Source organism: Thioalkalivibrio sulfidiphilus HL-EbGr7 (assembly GCF_000021985.1).
GTDB lineage: Bacteria > Pseudomonadota > Gammaproteobacteria > Ectothiorhodospirales > Ectothiorhodospiraceae > Thioalkalivibrio_A > Thioalkalivibrio_A sulfidiphilus.
The window spans coordinates 1,737,813-1,751,198 of record NC_011901.1 but is presented as its reverse complement, the minus strand read 5'-3'; the positions used below and the strand labels follow the sequence as shown (position 1 = coordinate 1,751,198).

Annotated in this window: 20 protein-coding genes; 19 read left to right on the top strand and 1 reads right to left on the bottom strand. The window is 70.6% G+C overall.

Annotated features, from left to right (window positions below; all coding sequences use genetic code 11):
• The first annotated feature begins 79 nt into the window (after window positions 1–79).
• The 15 genes from TGR7_RS08220 to TGR7_RS08150 all read left to right on the top strand — a co-directional run bounded on the left by TGR7_RS08220 (window position 80) and on the right by TGR7_RS08150 (window position 10,183).
• Window positions 80–1,132 carry a phage protease gene (locus TGR7_RS08220; protein ID WP_012638204.1) on the top strand — a complete coding sequence of 351 codons (1,053 nt, stop codon included), beginning with the start codon at window positions 80–82 and terminating at the stop codon, window positions 1,130–1,132.
• Window positions 1,132–2,043 carry a Mu-like prophage major head subunit gpT family protein gene (locus TGR7_RS08215; protein ID WP_012638203.1) on the top strand — a complete coding sequence of 304 codons (912 nt, stop codon included), beginning with the start codon at window positions 1,132–1,134 and terminating at the stop codon, window positions 2,041–2,043. The genes TGR7_RS08220 and TGR7_RS08215 overlap by 1 nt, the downstream gene beginning before the upstream one ends.
• 11 nt (window positions 2,044–2,054) lie before the next feature.
• Window positions 2,055–2,423, top strand: coding sequence for a hypothetical protein (locus TGR7_RS08210; protein WP_012638202.1), 369 nt, complete (start codon window positions 2,055–2,057; stop codon window positions 2,421–2,423).
• Window positions 2,420–2,842 carry a gp436 family protein gene (locus tag TGR7_RS08205; protein WP_012638201.1) on the top strand — a complete coding sequence of 141 codons (423 nt, stop codon included), beginning with the start codon at window positions 2,420–2,422 and terminating at the stop codon, window positions 2,840–2,842. Before TGR7_RS08210 ends, TGR7_RS08205 begins: the two co-directional genes overlap by 4 nt.
• Complete coding sequence (locus TGR7_RS17615) at window positions 2,842–3,393, top strand: phage protein Gp37 (protein WP_012638200.1); 552 nt, start codon at window positions 2,842–2,844, stop codon at window positions 3,391–3,393. Before TGR7_RS08205 ends, TGR7_RS17615 begins: the two co-directional genes overlap by 1 nt.
• Before the next feature lie 82 nt (window positions 3,394–3,475).
• Window positions 3,476–4,060, top strand: coding sequence for a phage baseplate assembly protein V (locus tag TGR7_RS08195; protein WP_012638199.1), 585 nt, complete (start codon window positions 3,476–3,478; stop codon window positions 4,058–4,060).
• Between the two features lies 1 nt (window position 4,061).
• A complete protein-coding gene (locus TGR7_RS08190; protein ID WP_012638198.1) occupies window positions 4,062–4,259 on the top strand; it encodes a hypothetical protein in 198 nt (65 codons plus the stop codon).
• 21 nt (window positions 4,260–4,280) lie between these two features.
• Window positions 4,281–4,490: a DUF7210 family protein gene (locus tag TGR7_RS08185; protein WP_012638197.1), complete on the top strand. Its 210-nt coding sequence runs from the start codon at window positions 4,281–4,283 to the stop codon at window positions 4,488–4,490.
• Window positions 4,483–5,679 (top strand): phage tail sheath subtilisin-like domain-containing protein, encoded by a 1,197-nt coding sequence (locus TGR7_RS08180; protein WP_012638196.1) that lies wholly within the window; start codon window positions 4,483–4,485, stop codon window positions 5,677–5,679. The genes TGR7_RS08185 and TGR7_RS08180 overlap by 8 nt, the downstream gene beginning before the upstream one ends.
• The gene (locus tag TGR7_RS08175) at window positions 5,679–6,173 is read left to right on the top strand and encodes a phage major tail tube protein (protein WP_012638195.1); all 495 of its coding nucleotides are present in this window, start codon (window positions 5,679–5,681) and stop codon (window positions 6,171–6,173) included. Before TGR7_RS08180 ends, TGR7_RS08175 begins: the two co-directional genes overlap by 1 nt.
• Window positions 6,174–6,209: 36 nt before the next feature.
• Window positions 6,210–6,557: a phage tail assembly protein gene (locus tag TGR7_RS08170; protein ID WP_012638194.1), complete on the top strand. Its 348-nt coding sequence runs from the start codon at window positions 6,210–6,212 to the stop codon at window positions 6,555–6,557.
• Between the two features lie 8 nt (window positions 6,558–6,565).
• Entirely contained in the window at window positions 6,566–6,694 is a 129-nt protein-coding gene (locus TGR7_RS08165; RefSeq protein ID WP_012638193.1) for a GpE family phage tail protein, read from the top strand.
• Window positions 6,695–6,711: 17 nt separating this feature from the next.
• Entirely contained in the window at window positions 6,712–9,489 is a 2,778-nt protein-coding gene (locus tag TGR7_RS08160; RefSeq protein WP_012638192.1) for a phage tail tape measure protein, read from the top strand.
• Complete coding sequence (locus TGR7_RS08155; RefSeq protein ID WP_049764637.1) at window positions 9,489–9,962, top strand: phage tail protein; 474 nt, start codon at window positions 9,489–9,491, stop codon at window positions 9,960–9,962. Before TGR7_RS08160 ends, TGR7_RS08155 begins: the two co-directional genes overlap by 1 nt.
• Window positions 9,959–10,183, top strand: coding sequence for a tail protein X (locus TGR7_RS08150; RefSeq protein WP_425358065.1), 225 nt, complete (start codon window positions 9,959–9,961; stop codon window positions 10,181–10,183). The genes TGR7_RS08155 and TGR7_RS08150 overlap by 4 nt, the downstream gene beginning before the upstream one ends.
• On the opposite strand, the gene TGR7_RS08145 is transcribed toward TGR7_RS08150, so the two are convergent.
• Window positions 10,171–10,482: a hypothetical protein gene (locus TGR7_RS08145; RefSeq protein WP_148211478.1), complete on the bottom strand. Its 312-nt coding sequence runs from the start codon at window positions 10,480–10,482 to the stop codon at window positions 10,171–10,173. The genes TGR7_RS08150 and TGR7_RS08145 overlap by 13 nt on opposite strands.
• Before the next feature lie 89 nt (window positions 10,483–10,571).
• Between TGR7_RS08145 and TGR7_RS08140 the strand changes: the two genes are divergently transcribed.
• From TGR7_RS08140 to TGR7_RS16765, 4 genes are read left to right on the top strand one after another with little or no spacing between them, the layout of a single operon-like run.
• Entirely contained in the window at window positions 10,572–11,480 is a 909-nt protein-coding gene (locus TGR7_RS08140; protein ID WP_041441296.1) for a phage late control D family protein, read from the top strand.
• Window positions 11,481–11,489: 9 nt separating this feature from the next.
• Complete coding sequence (locus tag TGR7_RS08135; protein ID WP_245522963.1) at window positions 11,490–11,810, top strand: GPW/gp25 family protein; 321 nt, start codon at window positions 11,490–11,492, stop codon at window positions 11,808–11,810.
• The gene (locus tag TGR7_RS08130; RefSeq protein WP_012638187.1) at window positions 11,807–12,676 is read left to right on the top strand and encodes a baseplate assembly protein; all 870 of its coding nucleotides are present in this window, start codon (window positions 11,807–11,809) and stop codon (window positions 12,674–12,676) included. Before TGR7_RS08135 ends, TGR7_RS08130 begins: the two co-directional genes overlap by 4 nt.
• On the top strand, window positions 12,673–13,377 hold the full coding sequence (locus tag TGR7_RS16765) for a phage tail protein I (RefSeq protein ID WP_012638186.1): 705 nt from the start codon (window positions 12,673–12,675) through the stop codon (window positions 13,375–13,377). Before TGR7_RS08130 ends, TGR7_RS16765 begins: the two co-directional genes overlap by 4 nt.
• Window positions 13,378–13,386: the final 9 nt, after the last annotated feature.

Here is a 13,386-nt window from a genome sequence, read left to right as displayed (position 1 = left end):
CTCTCGCCCGCCAAATCCCGCCGCAACCTTTAACCCGCGCTAAATCCCCGCCCTGGCGTCGGGGCGCCATGCTGCGCCCATGACGACGACAACCCGCTTTCATATCGCCGCCTGCGCGGCCCGCCTGCGCAGCCCGAGCCGCGAGATCCAGCTGATGCCCGCCGGGAGCTTCCGTGCCCGTGACGGCCGCCCCGAGGGGCTGCCCCACTGGACGCTGAACGCGGCGGCCGCGGCGCAGGTGATCGCCCGGGCCGCCGCGCGCCAGACGCCCTTCGTGATCGACTACGAGCACCAGACGCTGGGGGCCGACACCAGCGGCCAGCCGGCCCCGGCGGCGGCGTGGTTCAGCGCCCTGGAGTGGCGCGACGGCGACGGCCTGTACGCCATCGACGTGGAGTGGACGCCGCGCGCGGCCGGCTACATCGAGGCCGACGAGTACCGCTACCTGTCCCCCGTTTTCACCTACGACCGCGAGACCGGCGAGGTACGCGAGCTGCTGATGGCGGCGGTGACCAACAACCCCGCCATCGACGGTATCGCCGACCTGGCGGCGGCACGCTTCTCTCTGAGCGGCGCCGATGACGACACCCACGAGGAGGATGCACCCGTGAACGAGGCACTACGCAAGCTGCTGGGCCTGGAGGAAGGCGCCAGCGAGGAGCAGATCGAGCAGGCGGTGGCGGCGCTGACCGCGCGACTGGCCAGGCTCGACGAGCAGGAGACGGAGCTGGCCGCGCTGCGCAGCCAGTCGGGCAAGCCCGACCCGGCCAAGTACGTGCCGGTAGAGGCGGTGAGCCAGCTGCGCGACCAGGTGGCGGCGCTGTCGAGCAAGATCCAGGAGGGCGAGGGCCGCGAGCTGGACCGGCTGATCGACCAGGCCGACGCCGACGGCGTGCTGAGCACCCCGGCGCTGAAGGACTGGGCCCGGGAGCTGGGCAAGAAGGATATTGCCGCGCTGCGCAGCTACCTGGAGACGGCGGCGCCGATCGCCGCGCTGTCGGGCCAGCAGAGCGGCGGCAAGGCGCCCGAGGGCGGCGGCGACGGCAAGCGGCTGTCGGACGAGGAGCTGGCGGTATGCCGGCAGCTGGGTATCCCGCATGACGAGTACGTGAGCCTGAAGGAGGCCAACTGATGATCATCACCCCTTCCACGCTGCGCGCCCTGATGACCGGCTTTCGCCGGGAGTACCAGCAGGGCCTGAACATGGCCGAGCCGGCCTGGGATCGCGTGGCCACGCGCATCCCCAGCTCGAGCCGCAGCAACACCTACGGCTGGCTAGGCCAGTTCCCGCAGTTCCGCGAGTGGGTCGGTTCGCGGGTGATAAAGGACATGGCGGCCCACGGCTACCAGATCGAGAACAAGCTGTGGGAGTCCACGGTGGGCGTGGCCCGGGTGGACATCGAGGACGACAACCTGGGGATCTACTCGCCGCTGTTCCAGGAGATGGGGCGCGCCGCCGCGATCCAGCCCGACGAACTGGTGTTCGGCTTGCTCAAGGATGCCCACAACCAGCCCTGCTACGACGGCCAGAACTTCTTCGACGACGAGCACCCGGTGTTCGCCGAGGTGGACGGCACCGGCGACCCGACGCTGGTGAGCAACCAGGACATTCCCGCCGAGAACCCGGGCCCGGCCTGGTACCTGCTGGACATCAGCCGGGCGATCAAGCCGCTGATCTTCCAGGAGCGGGTGCCGCATGACCTGCAGGCGATGCTCGACGAGAAGGACGAGCAGGTGTTCATGCAGGACGAGTACCGCTACGGCGTGCGGGCGCGCAGCAACGTGGGCTTCGGCTTCTGGCAGATGGCCTACAAGAGCCAGCAGCCGCTGAGCCAGGAGAACTACGCCAAGGCGCGCACCGCGATGATGGAGATGAAGGCCGACGGCGGCCGCCCGCTGGCGATCCGCCCGACCCTGCTGGTGGTGCCGCCGACCCTGGAGCAGCAGGGGCTGGAAGTGCTGAAGGCCGAGCGCCTGGCCAACGGCTCCACCAACATCTACCGCGACAGCGCGGAGCTGCTGGCCACCCCCTGGGTCGCCTGAGGAGGTAGCGCATGACCACGAAGACCAGGGCCACCAAAGGCGCCGCCAAGGCGCCCGAGGCCGACGCCAAGGATACCCAGCCTGGCCAGGGCGCCACGGAGACCGACGTGAAGGAGCCGGCCACGGACGCGGCCGCCAAGGATGGCGCCACCGCCAAGCCCGAGGAGGGCAAGCCCGATCCGTCGGCGCCGGCCAAGGCGGCTTCAGCCGGCGGTGAAACGCCGGCCAAGGGGCAGGTAACGGTGGTGGTCTCGACGCGGTTGGAGCGGCGCATTCGCGGCGGCGTGGTGGTGACCCGCCGCGCCACTGAGCAGGTGGTGAGCGAGACGGTGCTGGCCCAGCTGGAGCGTGACCCGCTGATCGAGGTGAAGCGGTCATGAGCTACGCCGAGGTGTCGCACCTGGTGGAGCGCTTCGGCGAGGTGGAGATCCGCCAGCTCACCGATCGCGCCCACCAGGGCGAGATCGACGCGGCCATCGCCGAGCGCGCCCTGGTGGATGCCACGGCGGAGATCGACGGCTACCTGGCGGCACGCTACGTGTTGCCGCTGGCCCACGTGCCGACCGTGCTGGTGCGGCTGTGCGCCGACATGGCGCGCTACTACCTGTACGACGATCACGCCCCCGAGCAGGTGGTGATGCGCTTCAAGGCGGCGCTGGACACCCTGCTGCGCATCAGCCGCGGCGACATCGACCTGGGCGTTAGCGCCGAGGGCGAGGCGCCGGCCAGCGCCGACGGCGCCGAGATGGTGTCGGGTGGCCGGGTGTGGGATCGCAACGACAGCAAGGGGTTCCTGTGATGGATCTGGCGGCGGTGCAGGACGCGATTCTGGTCCAGGCCGGCGAGGCGCTGCCGGGCCTGGCCCAGGTGGAGCCCTACGCCGGCCAGTTCGGGCCGGAGGGGCCGACCCAGGGGCGGGTGGTGGCGCCGGCCTTCTTCGTGGCGGCGCTGGAGGCGCCGCTGGCCGACGAGCAGCCCGGCGAGGGGCGCATTGCCCTGGATGTGCGCTGGGCGGCGTACTGCCTGGCGCGCAACGCGCGGGGGGCCGCCAAGCGGGGCCGTGATGCGATGAGCCTGGCGGTGAGCTGGGCGCAGCAGGTGCAGCACGCGCAGTGGGGCCTGGCCCCGGACGTGATGCATGCCCGCCTGGCGGGGCTGGAGAACCTCTACAGCGCCGCCCTGGACGCCAAGGGCTTCGCCCTGTGGGCGGTGGTGTGGCGCCAGGTGGTGCTGGTGGGCGAGACGGCCTGGGACGGCAGCGGCGAGACGCCCAGCGAGGTGTGGGCGGGCTGGCAGCCGGAGCAGTTCCCCGACGACTACGAGCGGATCGACGGCGAGGAGGTGTCGTGATGGAGAGCCTGGAGAGGCGCGTGGAGAAGCTGGAGCAGTTCCCCGACGACTACGAGCGGATCGACGGCGAGGAGGTGTCGTGATGGAGAGCCTGGAGAGGCGCGTGGAGAAGCTGGAGCGGCGGGTGTTCCGCCTGCTGCAGCCGGGCCGCATCGAGCAGGCCGAGTACACCACTACTCCGCCCCGGGTGCGGGTGCGGCTGGCCGATCGGCTGTCGGACTGGGTGCCCTTCGTGGCGGGCCGGGCCGGCAACGACAAGAGCTGGTGGCCGCCGGAGGTGGGTGAGGAGGTGATGGTGCTCTCGCCCAACGGCGAGGCGCTGGCGGCGGTGGCGCTGGCGGCGCTGTACCACGACCAGCGCCCGGCGCCGGGCGACCGCCCGGACCTGGCGCGCTTCACCTTCGCCGACGGCGCGGTGTTCGAGTACGACCGCGCGGCCAGCGTGCTGTCGGTGAGCCTGCCCGGCGAGGCCCGTCTGCAGGTGGTGGGCGACGTGACCGCCCAGGTGGGCGGCAACCTGGCGGCCACGGTGGACGGCACCGCCGAGGTGGACGCGGCGAGCATCCACCTCAACCAGGGCAACGCCGTGGTGACCACCGGGCACATCTGTCATTTCACCGGCAATCCGCACGGTGACGGCAGCTCCACCGTGACGGCGGGAGAGTGACATGGCGCTTTCCAAGGGCGATCTGAAGGGGCGGATCATCAGCGAGATGGTGGCCCAGGGTGCCACCGCGACGGGCGAGCACAGCTGGGTGGAGCGCCTGGCCGAGGCGATCGCCAATGCGGTGGTGGATGAGGTGACCAGCAATGCCGAGGTGGTGGTGTCCGGCGGCTCCAGTGCCGGCACCTACCCGGTGCAATGAGCGGTTCCTGCGAGGTGAGAGATGAGTAAGCAACAGACCTACACCGTGAAGACCGCCCTGCCCCATCGGGGCCGGGTGTATCAGCCGGGGGAGCCGATCACGCTGCACCCGCGGCAAGCCAAGTACCTGCTGGGCACGCACCTGGAGCGACCCGGCGTCACCACGCCCCCGGCCAAGCCGCGCAAGGCCAAGGCCGAGGGGCAGGACAAGGGAGGGGTGAGCGATGCCTGATTTTCTGCATGGGGTGGAGATCGTCGTGATCGACGACGGCATTCGCCCGATCCGCACGGCGTCCAGCTCGGTGATCGGCGTGGTGGGTACCGCGCCGGAGGCCGACAGCGAGGCGTTTCCGCTGAACGAGCCGGTGCTGGTGCTGGGCTCGCGCAGCCAGGCGGCGGCGCTGGGCATTGAGGGCACCCTGCCCGACGCCCTGGCCGACATCCTGAGCGTGACCGGTGCCATGGTGGTGGTGGTGCGTGTCGACGAGGGCGAGGACGACGCCGCGACCATGAGCAACGTGATCGGCGGCGTGGACAGCGCCACCGGCAAGTACCTGGGCGTGGAAGCGCTGCTGGCGGCGGGCTCGACGGTGGGCGCCAAGCCGCGCCTGCTGATCGCGCCGGGCTTTACCCACCAGCGCATGGAAGACCCGGAGACCCCTGGGGAGTTTCTGGCCAACCCAGTGGCGGCGGCGCTGGCCAGCGTGGCCGACAAGCTGCGCGCGATCGTGATCGTGGACGGCCCCAATACCAACGACAACGACGCCCTGGCGGCGCGCGACGACTTCGGCACCAAGCGCGTGTACTTCCACGAGCCGTGGTACCAGGTGTGGGACACCGAGGCCGACGGCCCGGTGACGCGCCCGGGCTCGGCGCGGGTGGCGGGGGTGATCGCCTGGAACGACAACAGCCGCGGCTGGCACACCTCGCCGTCCAACCAGATCGTGCCGGGGATCATGGGGCTGTCGCGGGAGATCGACTTCACCCTGGGCGACCCGACCTGCCGGGCCAACTTCCTCAACAGCCACGACATCGCGGTGACCATCCAGGAGAGCGGCTACCGCCTGTGGGGCAACCGCACCACCTCGGAGGACGCCAGGTGGGCCTTCCTGGCGCACGTGCGCATCGCCGACATCATCAACGACTCGCTGCTGGCGGCGCACCTGTGGGCGGTGGATCGCAACATCACCCGGACCTACATCGAGGACGTGACCGGCGGGGTGCAGGCGTTCATCGACCGGTTGACCGCCGAGGGGCGGATTGCCGGCGGCAGCGTGTGGGCCGACCCGGAGCTGAACACGCCGACCGACATGATGGACGGCCGGGTGGTGTTCGACTTCGACTTCTCGCCCTACGGGGTGGCCGAGCGGGTGACCTTCCGTAGCCGGATGGTCAACGACTACCTGGAGGAGATCCTCTGATGCTCAAAGACGTGATGCGGGACGTGGTGGCCTTCGTGGATGGCCGCCACTATGCCGGCCAGTGCAACCAAGTGACGCTGCCGCAGCTGACCATCACCACCGAGGCGATGCGCGCGGGCGGCATGGATGCGCCGATCGAGATGGACATGGGCATGGAGGCGCTGCGCGCCAGCCTGCAGTTCGCCACGGTGCCGGCGGAAGTGCTGAAGCTGTTCGGCAAGGGCGATGTGGCGCTGACCCTGCGCGGGGCGCTGATCAGTCACGACGGCGAGACCAAGGGCGCCACCGCCGAGCTGTACGGGCGCTTCGTGGTGCAGAACCCGGGCGACTGGGTGGGCGGTACGGCGGCCAACCTGACGGTGGAGTTCGCCGCCCACCGCTACCGCTTGGCGATCGGCGGCGAGGAGATCCACAACATCGACGTGGAGCGCATGGTGCGCATCGTCAATGGCGAGGATCAACTGGCCGGCCTGCGCGACCACCTGGGCATTTAAGCGCCCGTTAACCGACCGACGAGAGGGGTTTGAACGATGGATATCAAGGATGGCGTGGCGGTGATCGGCAAGCGCGACGACGTGGACGTGGATGTGCTGCGCGAGGCGCTGGTGGACGTGGTGGAGTTGGAGCTGATCTCGCCGCGGGAGTTCGGCGGCGAGCGCCGCGAGTCGCTGACCTTCCGCGAGCCTTCCGGCTACCACGTGGAGCTGGTGAGCAAGGCGGCCAGCGCCAAGGCCCAGGTGGAGGCGAGCTTCCGCATCCTGGGCGAGTGCGTGGGCCTGGGCCCCGAGGAGGTGAAGGGGTTGGGCTCGCGGGACCTGGCCCGCATGGGGCAGGTGCTGGGCTATTTTTTGCCCGATGTCCGCGGTGGGGGGATCTGAAGGCGGCGATGGCCGACGTGGCCTTCGTCTTCCACTGGTCGCCCGATTGGCTGATGGGCCGGGCGGCCAGCGAGATCCTGGAGTGGCGCGATAAGGCCCTGGCGCGCTGGAACCACGCCTATGGAGCGAAAGAGTGAGTTCATCCGGCTCGAACATGGCCCTTTCCGTCCTGCTGCGCATGCAGGACCAGATGACGGCACCGGTGAAGCGCGCCCAGGAGAGCCTGGGCGCGTTCAAGCGTAATGCCGAATCGATCGGCCGCCAGGTGGGCTTCGAGCGGGTGACGGAGAATTTCAGCCGGGCCGGCGAGGCGGGCCGCGAGCTGTACGACACCGCGGGGCGCGTGGGTCGCCGCCTGGCGGCGGTCAGCGCCGCCGGCGCGGCGGCGCTGACCGGCATCACGGTGGCGGTGGCCAACAGCGCCGACGAGCTGGCCAAGTTCGCCGACCAGATGGACATCCCGGTGGAGAGCCTGCAGGAGTGGCAGTACGCCGCCGAGCGCATGGGGGTGAGTCAGTCGACCTTCAACAGCTCGCTTGCGGCCTTCTCGCGGCGCCTGGCCGATGCCCGTGACGGCACCGGGGCGCTGCATTCGCGACTGAAGGAGACCAACCCCGAGCTGCTCGAGCAGCTGACCCATGCGCGCGACACCAATGAGGCGCTGAGCCTCTACATGCGCGCCATGGAGGGCGCGGCAGACCAGACCGAGCGTAACGGCATGGCGGCGGCGGCGTTCAGCCGGGCCGGCATGGACATGTCGCGGATGGTGCGCGACGGCGCCGACGAGATCGACCGGCTGCGCGAGCGGGCGCGGGATCTGGGCTTCATCCTTTCCGACGAGACGGCGCGCCAGGGCGAGCAGTTCGCCGACCAGATGCTGGACATGCGCAAGTCGATGCTGGGGCTGCGCAATATCATCGGCGGTGCGCTGATGCCGGCGTTCGGCGACCTGATGGACCAGATCACCGCCGGGGTGCTGTACGTGCAGCCGCTGGTGCGCGAGTGGGCCGAGGGCTTCGCTGCCGACCTGCCGGGGCGGATTGCCTGGCTGCGCGGCGAGTTCGACGCGCTGATGGTGACGATCAACCCGGCGCTGGAGCTGGGCGCGGCGCTGGTGGAGCGCTTCGGGGCGCTGCACGTGGCGGCCGGGGCGCTGGCACTGATGATCGGCGCGCCCTTGATCGTGCCGCTGGTGAAGTTCACCGCGGCGATGGTGTCGCTGGGCTGGGCGCTGGGCCGGGTGGGCTTCGCCCTGGTGGGGCTGGCGGTGAAGGCCCTGCCGGCGGTGCTGGCCGGGCTGAAGACGCTGGCGCTGGCGGCCATGGCGCACCCGGTGCTGGCGACGGTGGCGCTGCTGGCCGGCGGTGCGGCGCTGCTGATCGCCAACTGGGACCGGGTGGGCCCGTTCTTCCGCGACACCTGGGCGACGGTGAGCGACGCCACGCGGCGCGGCTGGGAGGCGGTGACCGAGTGGCTGGGCTTCGATCCGCTGGCGATGCTCGAGCCGCTGTGGCGGCCGATCGGCGACTGGCTGGGCCGCCAGCTGGACGCCTGGAAGCGGCTGCTTTCCGGCGAGTGGGGCGCGGTGAAGGAGATCTTCCGCTGGAGCCCGCTGGGGCTGCTGGTGAGCGGCTTCGGCCGGGCGCGGGAGTGGCTGGCCGGGCTGACCTGGCGCGATGCCGCCGAGGGCGGCTGGAGCGCGCTGAAGGCGCTGTACCGCTGGTCTCCCCTGGGCGTGATGCAGCGAGGCTTTGGCCGGGCGCTGGAGTACCTGGGTGGCGTGGACTGGCAGGCGGCGGCCGAGGCTGGCTGGAGCGCGCTGAAGGCGCTGTACCGCTGGTCTCCCCTGGGCGTGATGCAGCGCGGCTTTGGCCAGGCGCTGGACTACCTGGGCGGGGTGGACTGGCAGGCGGCGGCCGAGGGTGGCTGGAGCGCGCTGAAGGCGCTGTACCGCTGGTCTCCCCTGGGCGTGATGCAGCGGGGCTTTGGCGAGGCGCTGGCCTGGCTGCGCGGCGTGGACTGGCAGGCGGCGGCCGAGGCTGGCTGGAGCGCGCTGAAGGCGCTGTACCGCTGGTCTCCCCTGGGCGTGATGCAGCGAGGCTTTGGCCGGGCGCTGGAGTACCTGGGCGGGGTGGACTGGCCGGCGGCGGCCGAGGCTGGCTGGAGCGCGCTGAAGGCGCTGTACCGCTGGAGCCCGCTGGGGCTGTTGCAGCGGGGCTTTGGCGGGGCGCTGGCCTGGCTGCGCGACCACTGGGACGCGTTGACCGCCGAGGCGGGCTGGGCCTGGGACGTGCTCAAGGGGATTCTGGCCTGGTCGCCGCTGGCGACGATCGAGGCGGCCTGGGGCGGCGTGGCCGATTGGTTCGGCGGCATGTGGGACGGCATCACCGAGCGCGCCGAGCGGGCGATCGGCTGGATCGCCGACCGCCTGGAGTGGGTGGGCAACGCCTTTTCGCGGGCGGCCGGGGCGCTGGGCATCAGCCGTAACGACGAGCCGGTGGTGGCGGTGGCCGGCCCGGGGGCGCCGACGCGGATGCCGCGCCGCGACGCCGAGCCGGGCGGCGACACGCCCCCCGCCGAGCCCCACCCCCTGGCGCGCTCGCGCGAGCTGCTGGGTAGCGAGCCTGCCCCGGCGGCGCAGGATGAGGCGCCGGCCTGGGTGCGGGAGTGGCAGCGCCAGCGCGACGCCGAGGCCGCGCAAGCCCCCGAGGCCGCCGAACCGCTGACCATGGCGCGGCGCGGAGCGCCGGAGCACGAACGCCGCCAGGGCGGCGGCACCACGGTGCAGCGGGTGGACTTCCGCCCGCAGATCACGATCGAGGCCGGGGCCAACGCCAACGCCGAGGACCTGGCCAACCTGTTGGACGAGCGGCTGTCCCGCTATCGCGACGAGACGATGTGGGAGCAGGCGCACGGCGTGGAGGCCGACTGATGGTGGACATTATTTCCGGCCTGCGCTCGGTGAGCCGGGTGCGCCAGGGACTATCGGCGGTGCGCGGCCAGGCCGAGAGTCGTGAGCGGGTGATGATGCTGCTGGGCCCGTTCATGTTCAGCGTGGGCACGGCGGCGCCGGACAGCGTGCGGCATAACGCCCGCTACGGCTGGCCGAGTCAGGCGCGGGTGGGGGTGCGCCCGCTGCTGCAGTGGACCGGCCCCGAGGAGGAATCGGTGAGCCTGGACGGCACCCTGTACCCGCACTACAAGGGGGGGCTTGGCCAGATCGCCGCGCTGCGCGAGCTGGCCGGCCTGGGGCGGCCCTGGCTGCTGGTGGATGGGCTGGGCGTAGTGTACGGCGAGTTCGCCATCACCCGCGTGGAGGAGGCGCGGCGGGTCTACGACCGGGTGGGCGCGCCCAAGCGCATCGACTTCCACCTGCAGCTCGAGCACGCCGGGGAGGAGGCATGATGGCCACCTACCGGGCGAAGGAGGGCGAGATGGTCGACGAGATCTGCCAGCTCTACTACGGGCGCACCCAGGGCGTGGTGGAGCGGGTGTATGCGGCAAACCGGGGGCTGGCGGCGCTGGGCCCCCGCCTGCCGGCGGGGACGCTGGTGGAGCTGCCTGAGGTGGAGGGTGAGGTGGTGGAGTCTCGGAGGGTAAAGGTGCCGTGGAGTCAGGAGCAATGAATAGTGACCGTTTCGCCGGTGCTTGTACGGGTTACGTCAACCCGAGCGACGCGCTCAGGGTTCCAGGCGGTGGCGGTCCGGCGGCAAGCCTGTTCGCCAATGGTCTGGGCTCGCATGCCGTGATCATAGGCCGACGTCTCGGGCTCTCGATCGCCATCAAAGTGAAGCGTTGCCTGCCATTTCGCGCTAGTCCCTGCCGGGGTGCAGTCATTGGTCCAGGCAACGCACTTTTGGTCGCTAGCAATGGCTGCGCTGGTGAGCGCCATTGCGGCGATCAGCGCAAGGGCTGCTTTTTTCATGATGAGGTCCCCCTGTGTCAATGATCGCGCCGTTCTATCGCGTTAGCTCGAACAATCAGGATATCACTCCGCTGATTAAAGACCACCTTATGGAGCTGCGTCTGGAAGATCGGTCGGGCGACTACTCCGACGCCCTGGAGCTGGAGCTGGCCGATGACGGCCGGCTTTCCTTCCCCTCTGAGGGTTCAGAGATGAGTGTGATTCTGGGCTATGTCGGCGGCTTTGAGCGAGTCTCTACCAATTTCGCCATCGACCAGATCGCCCATGAAGGCCCGCCGGGGGTGCTGAAGCTCTCGGCGACCAGCGCCAACTTCACCAGCCAGGCGCGGGCGCCGCGGGAGCGCAGCTTCGACGCGGTGCTCGCGGACGGTACGCCGCGCACCTTCAAGCGGCTGATGGACGAGATCGCCAGCGAGCACGGCTTCACGACCTTCTTCCGCCCTGCCGCCCTGGGCGAGATCGAGCTGCCGCACACCGACCAGGCGGGGGTGAGCGACCTGGGTCTGGCGGCGGAGATGGCCGACCTCTACGGGGCGATGTTCAAGCCGGTGGACGGCCACTGGGTGTTTCTGAGCTACGCGGCGCTGGCCGAGCAGGAGCCGGCCACGACGATCACGCCGGCGCAGGTGAGCCGCTGGCGGGCGCACTTCCTGGCGCGCCGGCGCTACCAGAGCGTGGTGGCCTTCTGGCATGACTTCGAGCATGCCGAGCGCACCAAGGCGGTGGCCGGCGAGGGGCTGCCGCAGAAGGTGCTGAACCGCACCTTCGTGAATGCCGACACGGCCCAGGCGGCGGCGGACAGCGCGCTGGCCAAGGGGCAGCGCCAGGCGCGGCGCCTTTCGCTGGAGCTGCCGGGGCGGCCGGAGCTGGCCAGCCAGCAGTTGATCCGCCTGGCGGGCTTTCGCGAGCGGGTGGACGACGTGTGGCTGGTGCGCCGGGTGACCCATGTGCTGAACAAGCGCGGCTATCGCTGCCGTGTCGAGTGCGAGGGGGTGTAGATGGCGGGCATGAGCGCGGAGACGGGCAAGGCGCTGGAGGGGCTGGCGCACCTGCGTCAGAGCGTGCGCGACATCCTGTCGACGCCGATCGGTAGCCGGGTGATGAACCGCGAGTACGGCTCGCAGCTGTTCGAGCTGGTGGACGATCCGGTGGATCAGCGCTTCCAGGTGGAGGTGTATGCGGCGGTGGCTGAGGCGCTGCGCCGCTGGGAGCCGCGCCTGCGCCTGGAGCGGGTGCGCCTGGTGGAGGTGCGCGACGAGGGGCCGGTGTTCACGATCGAGGGGGTGTACCTGCCTGAGGGGCGCCCGGTGGTGCTGGAGGACGTATGAGCGTGATCGATCTTAGCAAGTTGCCGCCGCCGCGGGTGCTCGAGGAGCTGAGCTTCGAGGAGATCCTGGCGGAGATGCTCGAGGACCTGGAAAGCCGCCTGGGCGTGACGGTGTTGGTGAGCGACCCGGCCTACAAGGTGCTGGAGGTGGCGGCGTACCGCGAGATGGTGCGGCGCCAGGAGCAGAACGAGCGTATCCGCATGCTGCTGGCGGCCTATGCGCAGGGCGAGGAGCTGGACCATATCGGGGTGACCTACTACGCCACGCCGCGACTGCTGCTGGATGAGGGCGACGAGGAGGTGGACCCGCCGGTGCCGCCGACCTGGGAGAGCGACGAGGACTATCTGCGCCGCTTCCTGCTGGCCCCGGACGGCTGGAGCACGGCGGGGCCGCGAGACGGCTACGTGTATCACGCGCTGTCGGCGGACCCGGATGTGAAGGATGCCACGGCGATCACGCCGGCGCCGACCGAGGTGATGCTGACGGTGCTTTCGCGCCAGGCCGATGGCGAGGCGAGTGCGGCGCTGCTGGAGACGGTGCTGGCGGCGGCGAGCGCGGAGACGGTGCGCCCGCAGACCGACCTGGTGCATGCGCAGAGTGCGAAGATCCTGCCCTACGAGATCGTGGCCACCCTGGAGGTGGACCCGGGCCCGGACCCCGAGGTGGTGCGCGAGGAGGCCGAGGAGCGCATCGAGGCGTTCACCGAGGCGCATCATCGGCTGGGCTTGGGGGTGGTGCGGGATGCGGCGCTGGCGACGCTGTACGTGGAGGGGGTGCGCCGGGTGAATCTGGAACTGGCCGATGACGTGGTGTGCGACGACACCCAGGCGGCCTTCTGCACGCGGATCGAGGTGACGCTGGCATGAGCGATCCCAAGAGCCTGCTGCCGCCCAACCGGTCGCGCGTGGAGCGCGAGCTGGAGGCGGTGACGGTGCGTTCAACGCAGGTTGAGGCGCCTTTCAATGACCTTTGGGACCCTTGGGCGTGCCCGGCTTCGGTGTTGCCGTGGCTGGCGTGGGCGCTGGGCGTGCAGGAGTGGTCGGCGAGCTGGCCGGAGAGCCGCCGGCGCGGGGTGGTGGCGGCGGCCATGGGTATTCGTCGCCGGGCGGGTACGGCGGCGGCGGTGCGCGAGGCGGTTGAGTCGCTGGAGATCGAGGGAATCGAGTACGCCGAGTGGCATGAGTACGACGGCGAGCCGGGCACCTATCGGATCACGGCCACGCTCGAGGAGCGCGGCATGGATCAGGCGCAGTACGCCGAGCTGGTGCGCGTGATCGAGCGTGCGGGCAGGCTCTCGGCGTGGCTGGACCCGGTGGGGTTCACGCTGGTGGGGCGCGGGCGGTTTCGGGCGGCGTGCGCGACGACGCATGGCCAGGTGACGACGGTGCGGCCGCGGCTGGTGACGCAGGTGGTGCAGGCTCACCCGGGGGTGAGCGGTACCGGCATGCAGACGCGGCTGGCGGTGGATGTGCGCCCGGCGCTGGTGGTCGAGGTGGCGCAGCAGCATGTGGGTCGCTCGGGCTGGGGGCTGCACGCCGCCGCTTGGACGACGGTTTTTCCTGGATAGGAGGGTGTG